The following is a 21,885-nucleotide window of genomic DNA, read 5'->3' on the forward strand; positions in this document are numbered from 1 at the left end:
TCGTTCTACAACCACGATCGTTTCCAGAAACGACTAAACGGCTTGAGCCCTGTCGAATACAGGTCTCAAGCCGCCTAGGCTGGTTTTCATTATTTGCCCTGTCTACTTGACGGGGAGCAGTTCATTTATGCGGGTCTTCGGGTGTTTTAGGTCAAAATGAATGATAGCAGTGGGGGCAAGTTTGGCTACTGCCCGGTGCCCGTTTGAACGTCTGTTTACAGTTCGGGCACGTGACGGTCTCGCTCTCTTGACCGAACAAGCTTCCGCGGTTGAATAAGACGTCTTTCAAGTTCGGCAACGCCTTGGCGGCAAAAATCATGGAAATAAATAAGAAGATGGCCAAAACGGCCAACATGACGTATGTCATGACGGGCGTACCCCTTTCACAAAAGATTCGTTTCTTCTAGCATACGGGAAATTACTCAAACGTACACCTTTAGATTAGAAATAAGAACAAATGTTCTGTATAATGAATGTAACAAAGGAGGGTACAGGATGAAGGATGAAGTGACGCGTTGGATGCGGATGGGCCGGGTCGTCGAATTGATGTATGTGGATCGTCATGGGGTCATCTCGAAGCGACGGGTCAAGTTGATGAAGCTACAAGGGGAACGGGTGGTCGCATGGGACATCATGAAGCAAGCCCGGCGAACATTTTGCATCGAGCGCATCCTTGCCTGTCTCCCGACGATCGACCGAAAATTTGAAGGGGAAGAGGGAGTCGGATGACGCCACTTCCCAAATGTTCGGCGCCGGCAGAACGCGCGCACGTTTCCGCTTCTACTGATGCGCTCGAACAACTCACGGTTTATCCGAGAATGAAGATCGCCGTGATGCATAGTGTCGGACCGAGTGTGTTTCGATTGTTAGAGATTGCTCTCGCTGAACAAGGACTTCGGTTCACGGATAGCGAAATGAATTCCTAGTCCCGTTATGGGCTAGGAATTTTTTGGTTAGACGTATGTTTTCCTATGAAAAAGGGAAGTAATATATTTGTCATCTCTATTGCAGCCTAAAATCTAGTACCATGACGATAAGGTTTGTTAACCTAGCGACACCCATGAGAAAGGAAGTACACAGCATGAGGACGAAACATTTATCCGCCATTCTAGGAAATGAGATGGATGATATCGAATGTGATCCATGGGTGACCGGAATTGAAACAGATTCCAGAAAGGTCAGTCCAGGGAATTTGTTTATCTGCATCCGTGGTTATACGGTGGACGGACATGAATTCGCCGAAGACGCTGTCTCTAAAGGAGCGAGCGCGGTGATTTCTGAATCTCCGCTTGACCTCGAGGTGCCGAACATTGTCGTTGCCGATACGAAACGAACGGCCGGAGTGGTGGCGAGCGCGTTTTACGACCACCCGTCCCATCGGATGCGAATTTACGGCGTCACCGGTACGAACGGGAAGACGACGACTGCTACGTTAACATATGATTTATTTCGTTTATCAGGACGTCCGGTCGGGATTGTCAGTACGATTGGAGCCCGTTATAAAGATAAGAAGTTAAAGACGCCTAACACGACGCCAGAAGCCGTCGTCTTGCACCGAATCTTGGCCGAAATGGCAGATGCCGGGGTGACCGACTGTGTCGTCGAAGTATCGTCGCACGCCATGATGGAAGGGCGCGTCGAAGGAGTCCGCTTCCATGCAGCGGCGTTTACGAACTTGACGCACGACCACCTCGACTACCACCGTTCAATGGATGAATACGCACGGGCGAAAGCGCGTCTATTCGAACAAGTCGAAACGACGGACGGCGACGCCATCATCTTGAACGCGGAAGACCCGGCGAGCGAGACGATGGCCGCATTCGCACCGACACGGCGGAAAGTCATGTACAGTACGCACGCAGACGTCCCGGCCGATATTCAAGTCATCTGGCTAGGTCACACCGTCCGCATCAAAATGAACGCGATGACGATCGAAGCGCCTGTTCACTTTATGGGATCGTTCAACGCTGCCAACTTGGCCGCGGCCATCGGTCTCGTCTCGACGTCGGAGCTCATGCTTCGCGCGATTATCGATAATGTTCCAGGGCTCACACTTCCGAAAGGTCGTCTCGAGCGGCTTGACACGGAAGATGCGGAGATTTATATCGACTACGCCCATACACCGGACGGGCTTGAAAAATGTCTGTCCACTTTACAAAAAGGGGAGCGGCAGCTCGTCGTCGTCTTGAGCGCGGCCGGAGACCGTGACCCGACGAAGCGGGCCGAGATGGGACGCATCGCGAGCCGCTATTCGGACGATTTGATTGTGACGGTACATGATGTCCGAACCGAAAATCCGAAGCAGATCATTGATGGGCTGCTCGAAGGGATCGACACGGACACGCATTATGTGACGTTTGAAGCACGAAGAGACGCGTTGCACCATGCGGCCGTGCAAGCGCTCGACGGCAAGCGCATCGTCGTCGTCGGAAAAGGGCACGACCATGTCGAACGTGTCGGCAGCGAAGCGATTCCGTTCAATGAATCGGATATTTTGTTAGAAGAACTGAGAAAATTAAAAGGCCAAGAACCGGCCGTTTAATAAAACGATGACGTTTGTCATCGTTTTTTAATGTGTACATATGTCAAAAGACGGCAATAACTCCTATGTAACGTAAATTGAAGGAGGAGAACAGACATGTCAGTTTTGTACAAAGAATTTACAAATGATGAAGAAGTCGTGACCGCCATTCAATCGATGAAGACAAAAGGAGTAGACGACTCAAACATTTACGTCATCACTCATGATGATGATCGGACCGACCGCGTGGCGGAAAACGCAGAAGCGAATACCGTAACAGCCTCAGACGTTGGTTTAGGGACGGCAGCAAAAAACGTGTTCCGCAAAAAAGGAGACGAGCTACGGGCTCAGTTCGAACAACTCGGATTCTCATCGACGGAAGCTGACCAACTCGAGAAAAAGCTTGACCAAGGCAAAGTCATTGTTGTCGTCAAAGACGCACCAGCCGGATTCACTTTATAATGACACTATTAAGCATCAAAAAAGGCTGAATCCCCAGATTCAGCCTTTTTTGATGCTTAACCGTTCATGCGGACGACGGTCCGGCCGCTCAGCTCACCGCGCATCATCGCCTCGGCTTGACGCGGGACGTCATGGAGCGGGATCTCGTGCACCATCTGGTTGAGTACGTGCGGTTCGATCAGCTCGTGTAGACGCTCCCACGCCGTCACTCGTCTTGCAATCGGCTGCATGACCGAATCGATGCCGACGAGACGGACGCCTCGCAGGATGAACGGGTAGACGGTCGCAGGAAGTTCGTGACCTCCAACTAGTCCACAAGCGGCGACGGTTCCTTCGTATCGGGTTTGGCTTAAAATATTCGCGAGTGTATTACCACCGATCGAGTCGATCGCAGCATCGAACCGTTGGCGAGCGAGTGGTCGGGGGGGTCCTTCCAATTCACTGCGTGGTATTGTCTGTTCAGCACCGAGATCGGTTAAATAAGATGAATCTGTTTTTCCAGTCGAGGCAATGGCATGATAGCCGAGTTTATGGAGCAAGGCGATCGAGAAACTTCCAACTCCGCCGGATGCTCCCGTGACGAGCACTTCTTGACCAGGATGAACGTCTTCGTGTTCGAGTGCCTCAATCGCGAACATGGCGGTCAGTCCGGGTGTCCCGATCGTGATGGCATCTCGCATGTTCATGCCTTTCGGTAATTTTACGAGCCAATTTCCTGGAACTTGTGCAAACTGGCTGAAGCCACCGAAATGACGCTCACCGATGCCAAAGCCGGTCGCGATGACTTCGTCCCCCGGCTTGAAATCAAGATGATCAGATTCGGTGACTTTCCCGACGAATTCGCAGCCTGGGATGAACGGATAATGGCTGACGATTTTGCCCGATCCGGTCAATCCGAGGGCGTCTTTGTAGTTGAGTGCCGAATAATGGACCTCGACGAGGACGTTGCCGTCCTCTTCTTTAGGTAGTGAGTCGAGATCGACCTCAGTCACCTCGGAATGGAGTCGGTCATCACGCTTGTCGAGCACGAGTGCTTGAAATGAGTCGTTCATTGTAAATTGGCCCCTTTCTGTATGGCAAATCTGTTCCCTTTGTATCATTCCCCACTCTGGAAAATATATACGCGAATGTTTCGTTATAACGAGGTGTGGAATGGTACAATGTAGTAGATTCAATTAGAGTGAGGAGGAATGAAGCATGCGGCACGACGACTATGAGTTTGATGAAGAAGTAGAAGTAGAAGAAGGCGAATTGTTCAACGTATACGACATTCTGCCACCAGATGGAACTATTCTCGAAATGGCGACTGCCGAAGAGATGGTCCGCGCGGCGGAGCTTGAAGCGACACATAACGCGCTCGAGCGAATCCAAGAATCAAACTTCCAGTTGTCAGGAGTAACGTTTAAAGAGTTACTGACAGAGTTCGAACGATACGAGCAAGAATCGATGGAATTCTGGACGGGCGTATATAGCCGACTGCGCATTCCATGGGCATGGACGATTCGAATCGATGTGGCCAATGGCCCGATTCACGTCGTCAATGATCGTGACATCTTTATCGATGAAGCAGACTTCGAAGAGTACGATTTTGAAGAGTTTGCCGATGATGACTTTGAAGATGAGACCGATAACCAAAACTGAATCCAAAACGTCTTTCCCTTATTCAGAAGGGAAAGACGTTTTTTTGACTTCGCTCATGTCCATACGGATACGCATCACTTCCGTAGCACCGAACCACAGCCCGACGCTACACAGCAGGGACACACCGCTCACCAACGCTCCGACGATCGCGATATCTCCAATCATCGTGAACGATAGCACGAGGCTGAATATCCCGAAAAACAGCAATCCTCCCGCTATAGTCTTCATACATCACGCCACCCTTTCTCATTTGATTTGACTCTAGTGTAGCCGGTCAAACGAGACAGGGTTGGTCTATTTTTATACCCGGTTAAAAATTAGATGAGGTCGTGGATGGCGTACGTTTTCCCATTGACAAACGGCTTGTCGATCATCTGCTCGACGAGGACGCGGCCGACCGTCTCAGGCGAGCGCAGTTTTCCTTCCGTCTCGTAAGCTTGAAACTGTTCGACATCTTGAAACGCTTCTCGTGAAGACGCGCGGATCGTCTGTTGCATGGATGTGTCCATCACGCCCGGGTTGAACAAGGCGAGGCGATGTCTCGTTCCTTCTAGTTCGAGCGCGACGGTCTCACTAAAGTGGTCGAGTCCGGCTTTCGTGCCGCAGTAGGCGCTCCACCCCGAAATCGGACGTTTGGCGGCACCTGACGTCACATGGATGAGCGAGACGGGCACATCGTAAGCGAGGACGGTGTTCGTGATCAGCATCGGGGCGAGCAGATTCGCCTGAACGTGAGCGGTGAGCTGCTCCGTGTCGAGATGGCCAGCCCGGTGAATCGGTTCGATCAACGCCGCGTTTTGGATGATGAGTAGCGACGTGGCGTCAGCGATGTGCGGCTTGATTTGTTCAAGGGCTTGAAGTGTACTCGACACGTCGGATAAATCGACTTCGATATGTTCGAACGTTAAATCGCGTGATTGCGAGCGTGATAAGTTGATGACGTCGTAGTTTCGTCTCGACAGTTCTTCAGCGACAGCGCGGCCGAGACCGCGCGACGCACCGGTGACAAGGGCAAGTTTCAAATAAATTCTCTCCTATTCGTGAATCGTTTTTCGAAAACCGTAGAAGGGGCGGAAGTTCAAGCGTTCATAATACGTATGCGAGGAAGCGCTCGCGAGCATCTCGAGCCGCGTCTCAGGATAGAGTGCATGGACGTGTGTCAATAACCGTTCCCCGAGGCCAAGCCGGCGATGTGAAGCAGCGATGAGCAACTCGCACACGTAAAGGCTGACTTTTGTGTCGGTCAAACCGCGAAGATAGGCGATCACGTGTCCCGTTTCAGACTCGATGACGAAAGCGACGTTCGAGTTTTTCCATGCTTCTTTTGTTTGTTCTTTTTGACTGACAAGTTGGTGCCAACCCTCGGCTTCGTTCAATCGTTGAATGTGGTCAAAATCAGTATCTTGATACGTTCGAATTTGCAAATCAATCAATCTCTTGTCCAACCGTCACCCTCCGATATGTAGTTGCACATCATCATTTTTCAATCAGCTTAATCAAGGGACATCACCCACATAAACATTAACCTAAATAATGGTAAAATGATAGGTGTTATTTTCCTGTAATAATATGATATACAAGTATTTTAAAGGTGGGAAGCAGGGGAGGGAGGATTGGTCGACAGATTTATCGCTACTGAACGAACAGGCGAATCGAGCAGAAAAAATATCCAGACGAAAAATCACCCTTACAGCTGAAACAACTCAGCTGTAAGGGTGATTTAAATGTCGAGAGTTTATCCGCTGCTCGCTTTTTCTTCGAGCTCGGTTTCGGTCGTTCCAAGGTTGTTCAAGTACACCTCGTATCTCGGGAGCCAGTACCGGTACGATACTCAGACGCGACCGCTCGTCGCGGCGAACAATGTCAGCGTCGCCGGCCAGAACCAGCCCGAGACGATTCCGTCCGCATAGGCGAGACCGATCGGAGAGAAGACGAAGTAGACGAACACCATCGAGGCGACGAGGATGATTGACGTCGAGATCGCATGACGCCAAGGCTTCACCCGACCGAGGTCGATCCGGATCGGCTTGATTTGTTGCATCGGACGCAGTTTGGCGAACAACAACATGATACTCGTCTCGATGACGAACAAGATGCCGTAGATGTGGATGAAGTTGATGACAAGGTCAAATCCGAACCATTGTTTCATACCCCAGACTAAGAAGTAGTACGTGATGACGTGGAAGCCGATGATGATGAGCCCGATGCCGTTGAGTGTATCCGACACCGAAACGGCGCGGAGGCCGCCGAAAATGGCGTAGATAGCGCGAATGATGCCGATGAACCAAATGACGAGCCAAAGTGACTGTTCAAAGCTGATCCCGAGCAGTTCAGGCACATCGAAGAGCTGAAGGACCGCGAGGCCGCCGGAATAGAGCATCGACGGAATCGTGACGCACATGTAACCGAACAAGAACAAGAGGACGGTCAAGCGCCGGACGTCCTCGTCATAGCGTTGACTTAAAAACTCAGGGATCGTCGTGATACCGATGCCGAGAAAGCGAGGCAGTAGGAATAGTGCCATGATGATGGCGGCAATCCCGGCCGTCACTTCCCATGCCATCGCCGACGTCGGTTGGTCGGAATTTTTCCGCATGCTCGCATACAAGGCCGACTGGTACGGGAAACAGGTGGTCAGGGTCGGGAAGACGTTCGCCTCGAGCCAGCTCTGCTCGGGTTGCGGCCATCGGCACAAAGACGTGAAACATCTCGCCTTGCGTGAGTGGGTATGCCCAGGCTGCGGCGCCCGCCACGACCGGGATGTCAACGCAGGACTGAACCTCAAACGAGAGGCCGAACGCATCCTGGCCTCTTCAACCGTCGGGACGACGGGGCTAGCCTGGTCAGGTTCCGGTCGTTCGACCGGATGACCCAGGAATCTCTCACCTCCAAGCGTAGCGTAGGTGGGGGTAGTTCAACCCTCCTTGTATTACTTCTTATCTATAAGTACTTTTCGTAATTACCCGCCTTGCACGATAATTATTTCCCGTCATCGCTTTTGTAAACAAACCGTAACAAAGCTCACACGAAAAAAGACACCTGAAACGTCAGGTGTCAGAAAAAGCGAAGCAATGAAGTGGCGACAGTGAAGTAGATGATCAATCCGAGATTGTCCACGACCGTCGTGATGAATGGACCCGAGGCCACGGCCGGATCGAGTTTCAGGCGGTTGATCAAGAGCGGGACGAGTGTACCGACAATCGTGGCAACGCTCAGTGAGGCGAAAATCGACAAGCCGACGATCATGCCGATCAAGGCGCTATCGTACAGGAACGTGATGACCCCGAAAATAACGACCATACAGGCGAGTCCAAGCAGGACACCGGTTCCGAACTCCCGGCGAATCATCTTGGCGACATTTTTTCGGTTGATCGTGCCGAGTGCGATTGAACGTACGGCGACGACGAGCGACTGGGTGGCGGCGTTTCCGGCCGATCCCATGACGAGTGGCATGAAGACGGCGAGCAAAACAATCGTCTCGAGCGTATCTTCAAATCCACCGATCGTCGATGCGGTGATCATCCCGAGGAACATGAGGCTGATGATCCAAGGGGCACGTTTTTTCGCTGCCTCGACCGGGCCCATGTTGATGTCAGACGAGCCTTTCGTCGCGGACAGTTCTTCAAAGTCTTCGGTCGTCTCGCGTTCGATGACGTCCATGACGTCGTCGACGGTGATGATGCCGAGCAAGTGATCATCGCTATCGATGACCGGGAGCGCGAGCAAGTCATACTTTTGGACGGTTCGGGCCAAGTCTTCTTGATCGGCCATGACGTGGGCCGAAACGACCCGCCGCCCCATGATGTCAGCGATGAGATGGTCGAGCGGGGAGACGATCAAATCACGGAGCGACACGACGCCGACGAGACGTCGGTCTACATCGATTACATATAAATAGTAAATCGTCTCAGCTTCAGGACCGAGGTCACGCAACTCTTCAAGTGTCGCCCCGATCGTTTTGTCGGCCTGTAGCACGATGAACTCGGTCGTCATAATGGCACCGGCCGTATCGTCCGGATAGCGCATCAAGTCTTTGACCTCGGTCGCCTCGGTCTCGTCCATCTGTTCGAACAGTTCGTTCATGAAATCGTCCGGAAGTTCGTTCATGAGATCGGCGGCATTATCCGAGAACATATCGTTTAAGACGCTGACCGCATACGGGCGCGGCATTTCTTGGATGAACTGTTGTTGTTCATCGAGCTCTAATTTTTCAAATAAATCGGTGTACTCTTCCGGTGATAAAGCGCTGTATATAAACGCCCGATCGGGTTGGTTGAGTTCGATGAAGATGTCGGCCTGTTCACCCGGGTGAAGTGTTAAAAACACGTCGCGGAAATCGACCGGATCCCCTTTTTGGATGAGCGCTGTCACTTGGGCTTCATGACGCGCGCGTTCTGTACGTTCGATGGCCATCGACTCACTTCCTTTTCTAAAGTCATTTTTCATATCCTGTCGTTATCGTACCTTAATTTGAAAAGAAAAAATAATGGATTTTATTCACAGTTCATACATCGTGTATCCATCCTAACCGTCGCTCTCTCCTTGTTCATTGATTCACAACCGTTTGTTCATTCAGTTTGACTCATATTGTATCCATTCTTTTGTGGAATCGACCACAATCAGAACGCTGGAATTACCCGCCTCGGAATTGGGTAAGTTGATAAGGTAAGGGTAGAAACACACCCGAATCACTAGGAGGAAGCGAGATGATATCGATGACGGATCAATTGACCGCACGGGATACGACGCTGAAACATCCGATTCACGTGTATTCAGAAATTGGTGAATTAAAGACTGTACTATTGAAGCGTCCAGGACGCGAACTTGAAAATTTGACGCCGGAGTATTTGGAACGACTCTTGTTCGACGACATTCCACATTTGCCGGTCATTCAAAAAGAGCACGACTACTTTGCGAGCGTGCTACAAAACCGGGGCGTCGAGGTGCTCTATTTAGAAAACTTGATGGCAGAGACGTTATCGCTGCCTGGCGTACGTGAACGATTCGTCGCCGACATTCTTTCGGAATCAAAATCAAATATTAACGGTTCATACGAGACGCTCAAAGAGTATTTACTCGCTTATGATAACGAACAGTTGATCGAGACGGTCATGGCCGGTATCCGTAAAACCGAGATCAAGCGCGAAAAGCGCCGTCATCTGCACGAGATGATCGAGGACACGTATCCGTTCTTTCTCGACCCGATGCCGAACCTGTACTTCACGCGCGACCCGGCCGCGGCGATTGGGAACGGCTTGTCGATCAATCGCATGAAAGAACCGGCGCGTCGCCGCGAATCACTGTTCACGCAATATATTATGAGATACCATCCACGCTTTGCGAAGCATGATATCCCGATCTGGTCGGATCGTGACTATCGGTTCGCGATGGAAGGCGGAGACGAACTCGTCCTATCAAAAGAAGTCGTCGCCATCGGGATATCGGAACGGACGACCGCCCAAGGAATCGAGCGCGTCGCCCTCAACTTGCTCGCGAACGGAGGCACGTTCAAGAAAGTCATCGCCATCGAGATTCCGAAGTCGCGTGCGTTCATGCACCTTGATACCGTCTTCACGATGGTCGACCACGATAAGTTCACGATCCATCCGTTCATCCAAGGACCGGGCGGCAAGATGAACATCTTCGAACTGACGTTGAACGCGGAAGGTGAGCTGCACATCACGCAACACACTGATTTGTTGAAAGTGTTAAAATCGGCTCTCGGCCTAGAGGAAATCGTGTTGATCCCATGTGGTGGTGGCGACCCGATCGCTGCGGCGCGCGAGCAATGGAACGATGGGTCGAACACGCTCGCAATCGCCCCAGGTGTCGTCGTTACGTATGACCGGAACTACGTTTCGAACGAGCTGCTCCGTTCAGAAGGGGTCGAAGTCATCGAAATCATGTCGAGTGAGTTATCACGAGGCCGTGGAGGCCCACGTTGTATGAGTTGTCCAATTATCCGTGAAGATATTTAACGAGGAGGAGAAACACATGTCCACAACGTTCAACTTTGATTTGAAAGGTCGTCATTTTTTATCGCTTAACGAGTTTTCGCGGGACGAACTGAACTACTTGATCGACTTATCGGCAGCGTTCAAACGTCAAAAGAAACAAGGGATTCCCCACCGGATTTGTGAAGGCAAGAACGTGGCGCTCTTGTTTGAAAAACCGTCGACACGGACGCGCTGTGCGTTCACAGTTGCGGCAATCGACCTCGGCATGCATCCTGAATACCTCGGGAAATCGGATATCCAGTTCGGGAAAAAAGAATCGGTCCGTGATACGGCGATCGTGCTTGGACGCATGTTCGACGGCATCCAATTCCGTGGCTTCGCTCACGAAACGGTGGAAGGTCTTGCACGGGATGGCGGGGTCCCGGTTTGGAACGGTTTGACGGACTTGTATCATCCGACGCAAATTTTGGCCGACTTCTTGACCGTCAAAGAACAAAAAGGTGATTTGGCTGGCATTCGTTTCGTCTACGTTGGAGATGGACGCAACAATATGGGCAACACGCTGTTGATCGGTGGTGCCAAAGTCGGCATGGACATGCGAATCTGTGCGCCGAAATCGCTCTGGCCGTCTGACGAGGTCGTCGATTACGCGCGTTCGGTCGCGGCTGAAACAGGAGCACGCATCACCTTGACGGAGAGCATCGACGAAGCTGTCGCTGATGCGGACGTCATCTATACCGATGTGTGGGTATCGATGGGCGAAGAAGCCGAATATGAAGAGCGGATCAAGCTCCTTCATCCGTACCAAGTGAATATGGACATGGTCGAGAAGACCGGAAATAGAGACGTCATGTTTCTGCATTGCCTGCCGGCGTTCCACGATTTAGAGACCGAGGTTGGGCGAGCGATTCATGAACAATATGGACTGAAAGAGATGGAAGTGACCGACGAGGTGTTCCGCAGCCGCCATTCATACGTGTTCGATCAGGCGGAAAATCGGATGCACACGATCAAAGCCGTCATGGCGGCGACACTCACCGATACGTTTGAATGGCTCGAACGCTAACGAACGAGGAGGCATGTCCTCCTCATTCGTACTAAACGAAAGGGATGAGTTATATGTCTACTAAATTAGATCATGACTCAAGTGGTTCGGCTGGTGCGAGTCCTAGCAAAAAAGATCAACGGTTAGGTCTTGGTGCACTGACAGCCCTCGTCGTCGGTTCGATGATTGGAGGGGGCGCCTTCAACTTGGCGGCCGATTTGGCCCAAGGCGCGAACGCCGGAGCTATTTTGATCGGGTGGGTCATCACCGGTATCGGGATTATCACACTCGGTCTCAGTTTTCAGAACTTGACGATGCGTCGTCCTGACCTAGACGGCGGTGTATACAGTTACGCCCGGGCCGGCTTTGGCCAGTTCGTTGGCTTCAACTCGGCGTGGGGCTATTGGTTATCTGCTTGGCTCGGTAACGTTGCCTACGCCACACTATTGTTCAGCTCGGTCGGTTACTTCTTCCCGATCTTTGAAGGTGGTCAAAACATCGCCTCGATTATCGGCGCCTCCATCATGTTGTGGCTCGTGCACTCGTTGATTTTACGAGGCATCCACGAAGCCTCGATGATCAACATCATCACGACGATCGCGAAACTCGTTCCGATTTTTGCCTTTATCACCATCACCTTGTTCTTCTTCAATATCGATAACTTCACGTTCGACTTTTGGGGCCAAGGCGGCTTCTCGTGGGGCAGTGTGAGAGACCAAGTCGTGTCGACGATGCTCGTCACACTTTGGGTATTCATCGGTGTCGAAGGGGCGGTCGTCTTGTCGGGCCGGGCCCGTAAGCGCTCGGACGTCGGGAAAGCGACCGTCATCGGCTTACTCGGTACGCTCGTCATTTACTTGCTCATCTCGATCATGTCACTCGGATTGCTGAACCCTGAGAGCGTGGCGAACGCTTCGCAACCGGCGATGGCGTATTTGCTCGAATCGGCTGTCGGGCCGTGGGGCGCGATGCTGATCAACGGGGGCCTCGTCATCTCGGTACTCGGTGCTTGGCTTGGATGGACGTTGCTTGCGGCGGAAATCCCATTTGTCGCCGGTAAAGACGGTGTCTTCCCGAAATGGTTCACGAAAGAGAATAAAAATAACGCACCGGCCAATGCACTCTGGCTCACGAACGGGTTGATTCAGTTGTTCCTCTTCACCTTCCTGTTCTCAGACGCTGCTTATAACTTTGCGTTCTCACTCGCTTCGAGCGCCATCTTGATCCCGTATGCGTTCTCGGCGTTCTACCAAGTCAAAGTCGCCAAAAACGGGCTCGGTTATAATGTTGGCGAACGTCGGACGCGTGACCTTATTATCGGTGCGGTCGCCTCGATTTACGGGATTTGGCTGATCTATGCGGCCGGTATCGACTATTTACTGCTCACGACACTTCTGTATGCACCAGGGACGCTGCTCTATATTAAAGCGCAGCGTGAGAACGGAATTAAGACGTTGACGAAAACCGAATGGATCGTGGCCAGCATCTTGACCGGACTCGCGATCTTGGCAGTCGTACGGATTGTATCAGGCAACATCTCAGTCATATGATCGGGGGAATCGAGCATGCGTAACAAACGAGTAGTCATCGCCTTAGGCGGGAATGCGATTCAACAAGGAAAAGATGCGACGGCGGGCGCTCAAATTCGGGCCGTCGAGGCGACGGCCCAGTCGTTGGTCGCCCTCATCGAAGAAGGCGTCGACGTCATCATCACGCACGGGAACGGTCCGCAAGTCGGAAACTTAATTTTGCAACAGGCGGCCGCGGACAGTGCAGCGACGCCGGCGATGCCGCTCGACGTCTGTGGAGCGATGACGCAAGGGATGATCGGGTATTGGTTCGAGAACGCCCTCACGAAGGCACTTCGGTCGCGCGGCCTCGAACGTTCCGTCGCCCCAATCGTGACGCGTTGTGTCGTCGATCCGAACGACAGCGCCTTCAGTCACCCGACGAAGCCGATCGGTCCCTTCTATTCAGAAGCGGAAGCGTCGGCGCTCGAACGATCGACGAGTCACATATTCAAAGAAGATGCGGGCCGCGGTTATCGCCGCGTCGTACCAAGTCCGTACCCGACAGCGATTTGTGAGCATACGGTCATCCGTGACCTCGTCGACAACGGCCACATCGTCGTCGCGTCCGGCGGCGGCGGGATTCCCGTCATCGACACTCCAGACGGATACGTCGGGGTCGAGGCGGTCATCGATAAAGACTTTGCCGCCGCGAAGCTCGCGGAACTCGTCGAAGCGGACATGTTACTCATCTTGACGGCCGTCGAGTACGTCTACGTCAATTTCGGGACGACCGAGGAAGCCGCGCTAACCGAAACGACGAACGAGCAACTCGAGACGTATATCGCCGAAGGTCAGTTCGCACCGGGCAGCATGTTACCGAAAGTTCGGGCCGCCTTGCAGTTTGCCGAGTCGGGAACGGGACGCGTATCCGTCATCACGTCGCTCGAGCAGGCGCACGCTGCTGTCCGAGGAGACGTCGGGACGAGAGTCCGGCTCGCCGCGACGCTCCAACAATGATCAACGCCGTAGACATCTCGTCTACGGTTTTTTTGTGCATAACGCGGACCGGCCGTTTTTGAACCGCGAACAAGGGGAAGGGTTGTTGTATGTCAAACCTGACATTGCTATCATCACCTGTAAACGATTGCACTAATATGGGGGAAGGATGTGACGAAGAGCGGCAACGCTCGAACTTATGCGTCTATTTGAACAGGAGAACGTATACACACAGCAAATGAAGCCACTTGCAGATGAACGTGCCGTCGTCCAAGGGAGCTGCTATCGCTTCACGGTATTGACGAGCCAGTTGATCCGGATGGAGTACGCCGAGGACGGTGTGTTCGAAGACCGACCGACCCAAGTCGTGTGGAACCGGGACTTTGACGTCCCTGACTTCCGGATCATCGAGGACGAGAGTGAACTGCAAATCATCACCGAGCACGTTCATCTGTATTATACGAAAGGACCGTTCGCGCCGAACACGCTCTACGTCGACGTGAAAGGGAACTTTAGTACGTACTATAGCCGCTACACGTTCAACGGCCCGGAACGGACGCTGAAAGGGACGGCCCGAACGCTCGACCATGTCGATGGAGCGACCGAGCTCGGGGAGGGGATCGTCTCCAAGCAAGGCTATGCCGTCATCGACGACTCGGACTCATTTCTCATGACAGACGACCGCTTCGTTGAGCCGAGACGAACAGGTATCCATGATTTGTACTACTTCGGCTACGGACACGAATACAAGCAAGCGCTTCACGATTTTTATAAGCTGACAGGTCCGACGCCGTTGTTGCCACGAAAAGCACTCGGTAACTGGTGGAGCCGCTACTGGCGCTATGACGAGACCGAGTACAAAGGGCTCATGCGCCGGTTCAAAGAAGAAGATATCCCGTTCTCGGTCAGCGTCATCGATATGGACTGGCACGTCACCGACGTCCCTGAAGAGTACGGGAGCGGTTGGACCGGCTACTCATGGAATAAGAATCTGTTCCCGGACCCAAAAGGCTTCTTGACGTGGTTGAAAGAAGAGAACCTGCTCGTCACGCTGAACTTGCACCCAGCCGACGGGGTCCGGGCGTTCGAAGACCAATACGTGGCGATGGCCGAAGCGATGGGGATCGACTCATCGAACGGGGATCGCATCCCGTTCGATTTCTCTGATAAACGCTTCATTCAAGCGTATTTTGAACAGATGCATCATCCGCACGAGGTAGACGGCGTCGATTTTTGGTGGATCGACTGGCAGCAAGGGTCGACCTCGAAAATGGAAGGGCTCGACCCGATGTGGATGTTAAACCATTATCATGCGGCCGATATTTCCCGAGACGGAAATCGTCCGCTGATCTTCTCGCGTTATGCCGGACCGGGCAGCCATCGTTACCCCGTCGGTTTCTCGGGAGATACGCTCATCTCTTGGGCGTCGCTTGCGTTTCAGCCTTACTTCACGGCGACGGCATCGAATATCGGTTACGGCTGGTGGAGCCACGACATCGGCGGGCATTACCGAGGGTCGAAAGACGATGAGCTCGCCGCACGCTGGGTCGCGTTCGGGGTGTTCAGCCCGATCATGCGCTTGCATTCGACGTTCAGTATCTTTAACGGCAAAGAGCCGTGGCGCTTCGGTCTCGAGTCCGAACGGTCGATGAAGTCGTTTTTACGACTCCGCCACCAACTCATCCCGTATTTGTACACAATGAACCGGCGTAATCATCAGGATGCGCTCCCGCTCATCCTCCCGATGTATTACGATCATCCCGACGAAGAAGCGGCGTATGGCGTGCCGAATGAATACTACTTCGGCAGTGAACTCGTCGTATCACCGATCGTCGAGCCGATGAACAAGCGGCTTCACGTCGCGGCGACGAACGTCTGGTTGCCGACAGGCGATTGGTTCGACTTCTTTACGGGTCATCGCTACGAAGGTGATAAGTCGATCCGAGTGTTCCGTGGGCTTGACGAGCAGGCCGTGTTCGCGAAAGCTGGAGCGATCGTCCCGCTGGCCGCTCATCGCTCTGGACGCAACGACACCGACAACCCGACCGATCTCGAGGTCGTCGTCTTCCCAGGGGCATCGAACACGTTCACGCTGTATGAGGATAACGGGACCGACCGGGCTTATGAGACCGGGGCTTACGCCGAGACGACGTTCACCCTCGACTGGGACGAGCGCAGCCTGCACGTTCATATCACGGGCGACACGTCCGTCTTACCGTCAGACCGGACCGTCACATTACTCGTACGCGGGGTGACCGGTTTGGGCGAGTATAAACCGGAGACGCAGACGTTACGACACGAACTCGGTAAAATTGATGAGGAAGTGACGGTGTCGCTCCCTGTCGAGGTGACGAACAACGGTCATCGACTGGAGCGCTTGTATCGCTTCATTGACCGCGCCGAGATATCTTACGATTTGAAAGACCGCCTCTACCGGATGGCGGCGTCGAAGACGAGACTCGAAGCATGGCTGTTCGATCTGCATGCGCTTGAACTCGAACGCGATTTGCAAGATGCGATCATGGAATTGATGCTCGACTGAGGAGAGGGGGCAACCCCTCTTTTGTCTTGTCAGAAAACTGTCGGAATTTGAAAGCGTTTTCACAAGCTGGGTCTCGTATACTAAAAGAAAGATCACCAGTTCGGGAAGCGAGGGATTGAACATGAGACAGCAATGGACAGTCGACGATTTAAGACAACTCGATATCTTCAATAAATGCACGAGCCGCGAGCTAGAGAGCTTGCTACCGCACGTATACTGTCGAACGTACCGCAAAGGGCAGCTTTTATTCATGGAAGGCGACCCACGTGAGCGCGTCTACTTTTTAATCAGTGGGTATGTGAGGCTCGAGCGGTGCAATGAAACGGCGACCCATCAATACACCGACTACTTGAAGCCGAAGCAGCTGTTTCCGTACCGGGGACTGTTGACGGAAACGTATTACCAACATTCGGCGGAAGCGCTGACCGATATTGAAGTCATTTATATGCCGACGGATCGCTTTGAAGCGCTCGTCTCAAGAAATGCGACGATGCTCTTGCACATCGTCGGTCAGATGAATCGAATCCTTGACCTTCATGAACGCCGTGTTCAGGAAATCATCACGCCGAGTGCGAGCGACCGGGTGATCAATACGATCCATTACTTGATTGAAGACCTCGGAGAAAAAGAAGCCGACGGTGTGCGCGTACGTTGTCCGTTCACGACAGTTGAAATCTCGAGACTGTCGGGGACATCGCGCGAGACCGTGTCCCACATCTTATCGCGACTGCGCAAAGAAGACATTCTCCAGTTCGACGCCCGTCAACTCGTGACGTTGCATCCTGAGTATTTTGAACAAGCGACACACTGACGCCACGCTCCATTCGTGGCGTTTTTTTGCACGTCTCGACAAGCGAAGCGTTCGCTATGGACCCTTACATCAGTTATAATTAGTGAGAATCATCACAAAGAAAAATTGTCATGCACGTTTAGAAAGGATGAACGCAGTGAAACGACTGCAAGCTCTCGCTTTGGCCGAGAAAGGACATATCGTCGGGCTCGTCATCGCCGCGGTGATGATCGGGTTGTCCATCTTGGCTCAGGCTTATTTGATCGTCGACGTCGTCGACCGAGTATTTTTAAAAAACGAATCGTTCCAAAGTGTCATCCCGTCTCTAGGTTGGCTCGTGCTCGCGCTGCTCGCACGTGCCTTGTTCGGGTATGTCTCGGGACGCATCGGTGCCAACTTGTCGGAGCGGGCGAAGCGGACGCTTCGACGTCAACTGCTCGACCGCTACACATCGAATCCGATCGAGACGTCTCTATCCGGACAGTCCGGGAAGAAAGTCAGTGTCTATATGGATGCGGTCGATGAGGTCGATGCTTACTTTAGCCAGTACTGGCCCCAAGTCATCCAGACGTCGATCATCCCGCTGCTCATTCTCGTCGTCGTCTTCAGTCAGCACTGGATCTCGGGTGTCATCATGATGGTGACCGCGCCGTTCATTCCAATTTTTTTCATCATCATCGGTATCGCGACCCAGAAGAAGTCTGAAGAGCAGATGGAGAAAATGAACCAGTTCTCAGGGAAATTTTTAGACGTCCTTCAAGGATTGACGACACTCAAGCTATACGGACGTGCCGAGCAAGAAGCGCAAGCGATCGAGAAGAGCAGTCTCGACTTCCGGGACGCGACGATGGTCGTCTTAAAGACCGCTTTCTTGTCAGGGCTCATGCTCGAGTTCATCTCGATGCTCAGCACCGGCGTCGTCGCCTTAGAAGTGGCGCTCCAGATGGTCGTTTGGCAAAACTTGACGTTTTTCGCCGGCTTCTTGATTCTCGTCTTGGCCCCGGAATACTATTTAGCGATCAAAGACCTCGGCAGCGCCTTCCATACCGGGCGTGGTAGCATGGGTGCGGCCGATCGTATCTTCGAGGCGCTCGACGCCCCGGACGACCGCATCGAGTGGGGAGACAGACCGCTAACAAACCGGACGCCCGAACTTGTTCTCGATGCGGTCTCGTTCCAATATGAAGGGGGGCGCTTCACGCTCCACCCGCTGAGCGGGGTAATCCCGGCACGGTCACACGTCGCCTTGGTCGGCGCGAGCGGATCAGGCAAGACGACCGTGTTGAACGTGCTGTCCGGTCTTGTGAAACCGGACAGCGGCCGCGTCCTCGTCGACGGGGAGCCGCTCGAATCGTTCACCGATACGTCTTGGTACGGGACAATCGGGTATATTTCGCAAAACCCGTATTTGTTCGCCGGCAGTCTCGCCGCTAATATCGCCCTCGGTGAGACGGCGGACGAGACTGACATCATGCGGGCGGCTGAAGCCGCCGGCCTCGTCGAGGTCATCGCCAATTTGCCGGACGGATTGAATACCGAGCTCGGAGAAGGCGGTTACGGATTGTCCGGTGGTGAGCGGCAACGCCTCGCCCTGGCCCGTGCCTTCTTGAAGCGTCCAGGTATCATCTTGTTCGATGAACCGACGACCGGTCTCGATTTGGTGACCGAGAGAATCGTTCGGCGCTCGATCGAGGAGTTGTCGCGTGACGCGACGCTTGTCACGGTCGCGCACCGTCTCCATACGATCAAGCAAGCGGACGCGATTTGGTTCATGGACGAGGGGAACCTCGTCGCGAACGGCACACATGAACAGTTGCTCGCTGTCCCGGCCTACGCCGACTTGTTCACGTTACAGAAAGGGGTGAGAGGATGAACTCACTTTGGACGATCACAAAATGGATGATGAAAGAGAAAAAGGATATCATCCTCTCGATCTTCTTCGGCTATACGGCAGGACTCGCGGCTGTCGCCTTGTTCGCGGCGAGTGGATATCTCGTGTCGCGGGCCGGCCTTGTGCCGCCCCTCTATGCGCTCATGGTACCGGTCGTCCTGATCAAGCTGTTCGGCGTCATTCGGGCGGGGAGCCGCTACCGCGAACGCTTGGCGTCACACCGGGCGACGTTCACGATTTTAAGCGAACTGCGCGTCCGGTTTTATCGCCAGCTCGAACCGCTCGTGCCGAACATCTTCGCCAAATACCGGAGCGGGGACTTGCTCGCCCGTGTCGTCGGGGACGTCGAAAGCCTTCAAAACTACTTTTTGCGGGTGTTTTATCCGCCAATCATCTTAGTGCTCGTCTTCTTGAGCACGATCTTCTTCGTCACGTTCTTCTCGATGACGGTCAGCCTTTGGCTCGTGTTCGGGGTGTTCGTGACCGGCTTTTTGATTCCGATCTTGTTTGCCGGCATCCGAGCGAAGCATGACCAGGAAATTCGGGCCTTGCGCGGCGATTTGTCGAGCGGGGTGACCGAGATGATGTACGGGTACCGCGATTTATTGTTGCACGACCAGCTCGGCCAGACCCGTGACGACTTGCTCGCTCGAAGCGATCGTTACGCCGCCGCACAGCGCCAAGACGTGACGAACCAGTTCTTTAACTCGTCGCTCGTCGTCGCCGCGTCACTGCTCGTGTCGTGGGGCGTGCTCGCGATCGGTGCCTACCTTGTCGTCGATGGCGAACTGGACGGCCTGTTCTTGGCCATGCTCGTCATGATGTCATTGACCGCGTTTGAGAACGTGACACCGATGGCGGTCTTCCCGGGTCACTACGCCGATAGTAAACAAGCGGCAAACCGCTTACTTGAGGTCGTCGAACCGAGTGAGCACCTCGTGGCTGCAGAAGCGGCCCGTGACGACATAGCGCTTCAGACGGCGCCTGACATTTCGTTTGAACGTGTAAGTTACCGCTATCCGGATACGTTCCGTGCCGTCCTAGACACAGTTGATGTGACGTTACCGCGCGGATCGAAGACCGTGATCGTCGGTCCGAGCGGGTCTGGCAAGTCGACGCTCCTGCAACTGTTGCTCGCGTTTGTAAGGCCAGAGACAGGCGAAGTACGAATCGACGGTCAGCGCTTGAATGAGGTCACACAAACATCGGTCTGGTCTCAAGCGAGTGTCGTCATGCAAGAGAACCACTTCTTTTTCGGTACCGTCCGAGACAACTTGGCCCTTGCCGGAGACTTCTCCGATGACGAGATGGAGCTGGCGCTGCGAAGCGTCCGCCTCGGTTTCGCGCTCGATGAGCCAATGCTCGAGAAAGGGGCGAACTTGTCCGGAGGGGAACGGCAACGGCTCGCCATCGCCCGGGCGTTGTTGAAGAACGGGTTGCTCTGGATTTTAGATGAAGCGACGTCGGCGTTAGACGCGCGCACCGAATCCGATGTGTTCACTGAAATCTTCCGGAAGGCGGACGAGGCGACACTCGTCATGGTCAGCCATCGTCTGACCGGGCTCGAACGGTTCGACCAAATCATCGTCATGGAAGCAGGTCGCATCATCGAGTCAGGGTCATACGACGATTTGATGCGCGCCCGCGGCATGTTTTATGAGTTGAAACAAATCGAACAAGATGTGTTCGCCTGAACGAAAAAAACGAGCGGCTCCGTCGGAGAGCCGCTCGTTTTTATATGGCAAATCTGGGTGCAACAAATGGGGGTTGTCGCAATGCTTTCAAAAAGAGTGTCGTGGAGGGGAATCCACGGGCCGTAACAAGTTTTGGGGAACGGTTACGTCCAGCTGTGGCAGCTACAACTCGAGTATAAGTGATAACGATTCTCATTGTCAATTATAAAAATAAAAATAAACCGCAGACGGGATGTCTGCGGTCGAGGTCATACGAGTCGAGTCAGTTTGACGGAACGCCTTTACTGAGTGTAAAGCGGATCAAGCTGAACAAATAACGGATGTAGAACAAGGCGAACGCGTAAAATACAGCGACTGCCGGTGCGTTCAATTCGACACCCGGAATGTTCATGAGAAACTCCAAGATGAGAATCGATAGCAAGAAGACGTAGAGTCCAGCATCGAGATAGAGCGGCATCAGCTTGCCGCGTTGATGCCAAAACGTCCGGACGAGCGGGGCGACGATCATTCCGATGATGCGCTCGGCGAAGCCGATGCTAAGCACGGCGATCATAAAGGCGGCTACCGTCTCGAACGTCACAAGTTTTGAGAAGGCAAACATGGACATAAGCAAGAGCGGCCCGATGAAAATCATCATCGAAAGGGACGTGCGTAAAAAGATGAGTAAGTTCTGTTTGATTGTGTCGACTCCCCCAAAGAGCGACTGTCGGAACGTCTTGCCACGTTGATAGTCAAGGACGAACGATCCCACGAACATCAATCCGAATAGCGATAACAATATTGTCATGAAATGTGTTTCCCCTTTTTCTAGTCAAATCTATGATTAATTATGTTT

At 53.2% G+C, this 21,885-nt stretch carries 22 protein-coding genes and 1 pseudogene; 15 read left to right on the top strand and 8 right to left on the bottom strand.

The window, feature by feature from the left end; genetic code table 11:
* Positions 1-78, top strand: a 78-nt coding sequence (locus tag EVJ30_RS15450; RefSeq protein WP_131469088.1) for an IS3 family transposase, incomplete at its 5' end; no start/stop codon positions are given.
* A gap of 73 nt (positions 79-151) precedes the next feature.
* Here EVJ30_RS15450 and EVJ30_RS11340 read toward each other — a convergent pair.
* A complete protein-coding gene (locus EVJ30_RS11340) occupies positions 152-367 on the bottom strand; it encodes a zinc-ribbon domain-containing protein (RefSeq protein ID WP_236633483.1) in 216 nt (71 codons plus the stop codon).
* A 128-nt stretch (positions 368-495) separates the two neighbouring features.
* Between EVJ30_RS11340 and EVJ30_RS11345 the strand changes: the two genes are divergently transcribed.
* The 4 genes from EVJ30_RS11345 (at position 496) to EVJ30_RS11360 (ending at position 2,983) form a co-directional block, all read left to right on the top strand.
* The gene (locus tag EVJ30_RS11345) at positions 496-729 is read left to right on the top strand and encodes a hypothetical protein (protein ID WP_131459116.1); all 234 of its coding nucleotides are present in this window, start codon (positions 496-498) and stop codon (positions 727-729) included.
* Positions 726-926: a helix-hairpin-helix domain-containing protein gene (locus EVJ30_RS11350; RefSeq protein ID WP_131469168.1), complete on the top strand. Its 201-nt coding sequence runs from the start codon at positions 726-728 to the stop codon at positions 924-926. Before EVJ30_RS11345 ends, EVJ30_RS11350 begins: the two co-directional genes overlap by 4 nt.
* Before the next feature lie 155 nt (positions 927-1,081).
* Positions 1,082-2,542, top strand: a complete 1,461-nt coding sequence (locus EVJ30_RS11355) for a UDP-N-acetylmuramoyl-L-alanyl-D-glutamate--2,6-diaminopimelate ligase (protein WP_131459118.1) — start codon at positions 1,082-1,084, stop codon at positions 2,540-2,542.
* A 96-nt stretch (positions 2,543-2,638) separates the two neighbouring features.
* Complete coding sequence (locus tag EVJ30_RS11360; protein WP_131459119.1) at positions 2,639-2,983, top strand: YflT domain-containing protein; 345 nt, start codon at positions 2,639-2,641, stop codon at positions 2,981-2,983.
* Between the two features lie 56 nt (positions 2,984-3,039).
* Here the strand turns inward: EVJ30_RS11360 and EVJ30_RS11365 are convergent, their stop codons facing one another.
* A complete protein-coding gene (locus EVJ30_RS11365; protein WP_131459120.1) occupies positions 3,040-4,035 on the bottom strand; it encodes an MDR family oxidoreductase in 996 nt (331 codons plus the stop codon).
* A gap of 145 nt (positions 4,036-4,180) precedes the next feature.
* Here EVJ30_RS11365 and EVJ30_RS11370 point away from each other — a divergent pair, with 145 nt between their 5' ends.
* The gene (locus EVJ30_RS11370) at positions 4,181-4,624 is read left to right on the top strand and encodes a hypothetical protein (RefSeq protein WP_070329160.1); all 444 of its coding nucleotides are present in this window, start codon (positions 4,181-4,183) and stop codon (positions 4,622-4,624) included.
* A gap of 18 nt (positions 4,625-4,642) precedes the next feature.
* On the opposite strand, the gene EVJ30_RS11375 is transcribed toward EVJ30_RS11370, so the two are convergent.
* The 4 genes from EVJ30_RS11375 to EVJ30_RS11390 all read right to left on the bottom strand — a co-directional run bounded on the left by EVJ30_RS11375 (position 4,643) and on the right by EVJ30_RS11390 (position 7,220).
* A complete protein-coding gene (locus tag EVJ30_RS11375; protein WP_201738333.1) occupies positions 4,643-4,852 on the bottom strand; it encodes a hypothetical protein in 210 nt (69 codons plus the stop codon).
* A gap of 89 nt (positions 4,853-4,941) precedes the next feature.
* Complete coding sequence (locus EVJ30_RS11380; RefSeq protein WP_131458997.1) at positions 4,942-5,646, bottom strand: SDR family NAD(P)-dependent oxidoreductase; 705 nt, start codon at positions 5,644-5,646, stop codon at positions 4,942-4,944.
* 12 nt (positions 5,647-5,658) lie between these two features.
* On the bottom strand, positions 5,659-6,069 hold the full coding sequence (locus EVJ30_RS11385) for a GNAT family N-acetyltransferase (RefSeq protein ID WP_236635499.1): 411 nt from the start codon (positions 6,067-6,069) through the stop codon (positions 5,659-5,661).
* A gap of 386 nt (positions 6,070-6,455) precedes the next feature.
* Entirely contained in the window at positions 6,456-7,220 is a 765-nt protein-coding gene (locus tag EVJ30_RS11390; protein WP_370250905.1) for a sodium:solute symporter family transporter, read from the bottom strand.
* On the opposite strand from EVJ30_RS11390, the pseudogene EVJ30_RS11395 reads away from it, so the two are divergent.
* Positions 7,183-7,494 (top strand): annotated as a pseudogene (locus EVJ30_RS11395) (zinc ribbon domain-containing protein); the annotation flags it as partial. The gene EVJ30_RS11390 and the pseudogene EVJ30_RS11395 overlap by 38 nt on opposite strands.
* A 184-nt stretch (positions 7,495-7,678) precedes the next feature.
* Here the strand turns inward: EVJ30_RS11395 and mgtE are convergent.
* Entirely contained in the window at positions 7,679-9,037 is a 1,359-nt protein-coding gene (gene mgtE, locus EVJ30_RS11400) for a magnesium transporter (protein WP_131469170.1), read from the bottom strand.
* A 335-nt stretch (positions 9,038-9,372) separates the two neighbouring features.
* Here mgtE and arcA point away from each other — a divergent pair, with 335 nt between their 5' ends.
* The 8 genes from arcA to cydC all read left to right on the top strand — a co-directional run bounded on the left by arcA (position 9,373) and on the right by cydC (position 21,050).
* Positions 9,373-10,602, top strand: a complete 1,230-nt coding sequence (gene arcA, locus EVJ30_RS11405) for an arginine deiminase (RefSeq protein ID WP_070329178.1) — start codon at positions 9,373-9,375, stop codon at positions 10,600-10,602.
* A 16-nt stretch (positions 10,603-10,618) separates the two neighbouring features.
* Entirely contained in the window at positions 10,619-11,647 is a 1,029-nt protein-coding gene (argF, locus tag EVJ30_RS11410) for an ornithine carbamoyltransferase (protein WP_131469172.1), read from the top strand.
* 53 nt (positions 11,648-11,700) lie between these two features.
* Positions 11,701-13,176, top strand: a complete 1,476-nt coding sequence (gene arcD, locus EVJ30_RS11415; protein ID WP_131458994.1) for an arginine-ornithine antiporter — start codon at positions 11,701-11,703, stop codon at positions 13,174-13,176.
* A gap of 15 nt (positions 13,177-13,191) precedes the next feature.
* Positions 13,192-14,154, top strand: a complete 963-nt coding sequence (arcC, locus tag EVJ30_RS11420) for a carbamate kinase (protein ID WP_131458993.1) — start codon at positions 13,192-13,194, stop codon at positions 14,152-14,154.
* Positions 14,155-14,332: 178 nt separating this feature from the next.
* Entirely contained in the window at positions 14,333-16,675 is a 2,343-nt protein-coding gene (locus EVJ30_RS11425; RefSeq protein WP_131458992.1) for a glycoside hydrolase family 31 protein, read from the top strand.
* Positions 16,676-16,796: 121 nt separating this feature from the next.
* The gene (locus EVJ30_RS11430; protein ID WP_070329176.1) at positions 16,797-17,486 is read left to right on the top strand and encodes a Crp/Fnr family transcriptional regulator; all 690 of its coding nucleotides are present in this window, start codon (positions 16,797-16,799) and stop codon (positions 17,484-17,486) included.
* A gap of 127 nt (positions 17,487-17,613) precedes the next feature.
* Complete coding sequence (cydD, locus tag EVJ30_RS11435) at positions 17,614-19,338, top strand: thiol reductant ABC exporter subunit CydD (protein ID WP_131458991.1); 1,725 nt, start codon at positions 17,614-17,616, stop codon at positions 19,336-19,338.
* The gene (gene cydC, locus EVJ30_RS11440; protein ID WP_131469174.1) at positions 19,335-21,050 is read left to right on the top strand and encodes a thiol reductant ABC exporter subunit CydC; all 1,716 of its coding nucleotides are present in this window, start codon (positions 19,335-19,337) and stop codon (positions 21,048-21,050) included. The genes cydD and cydC overlap by 4 nt, the downstream gene beginning before the upstream one ends.
* 262 nt (positions 21,051-21,312) lie before the next feature.
* Here the strand turns inward: cydC and EVJ30_RS11445 are convergent, their stop codons facing one another.
* Complete coding sequence (locus EVJ30_RS11445; RefSeq protein ID WP_070329148.1) at positions 21,313-21,837, bottom strand: hypothetical protein; 525 nt, start codon at positions 21,835-21,837, stop codon at positions 21,313-21,315.
* Positions 21,838-21,885: the final 48 nt, after the last annotated feature.

It is taken from the genome of Exiguobacterium sp. SH5S13 (genome assembly GCF_004337085.1).
Taxonomy (GTDB): domain Bacteria; phylum Bacillota; class Bacilli; order Exiguobacteriales; family Exiguobacteriaceae; genus Exiguobacterium; species Exiguobacterium aurantiacum_A.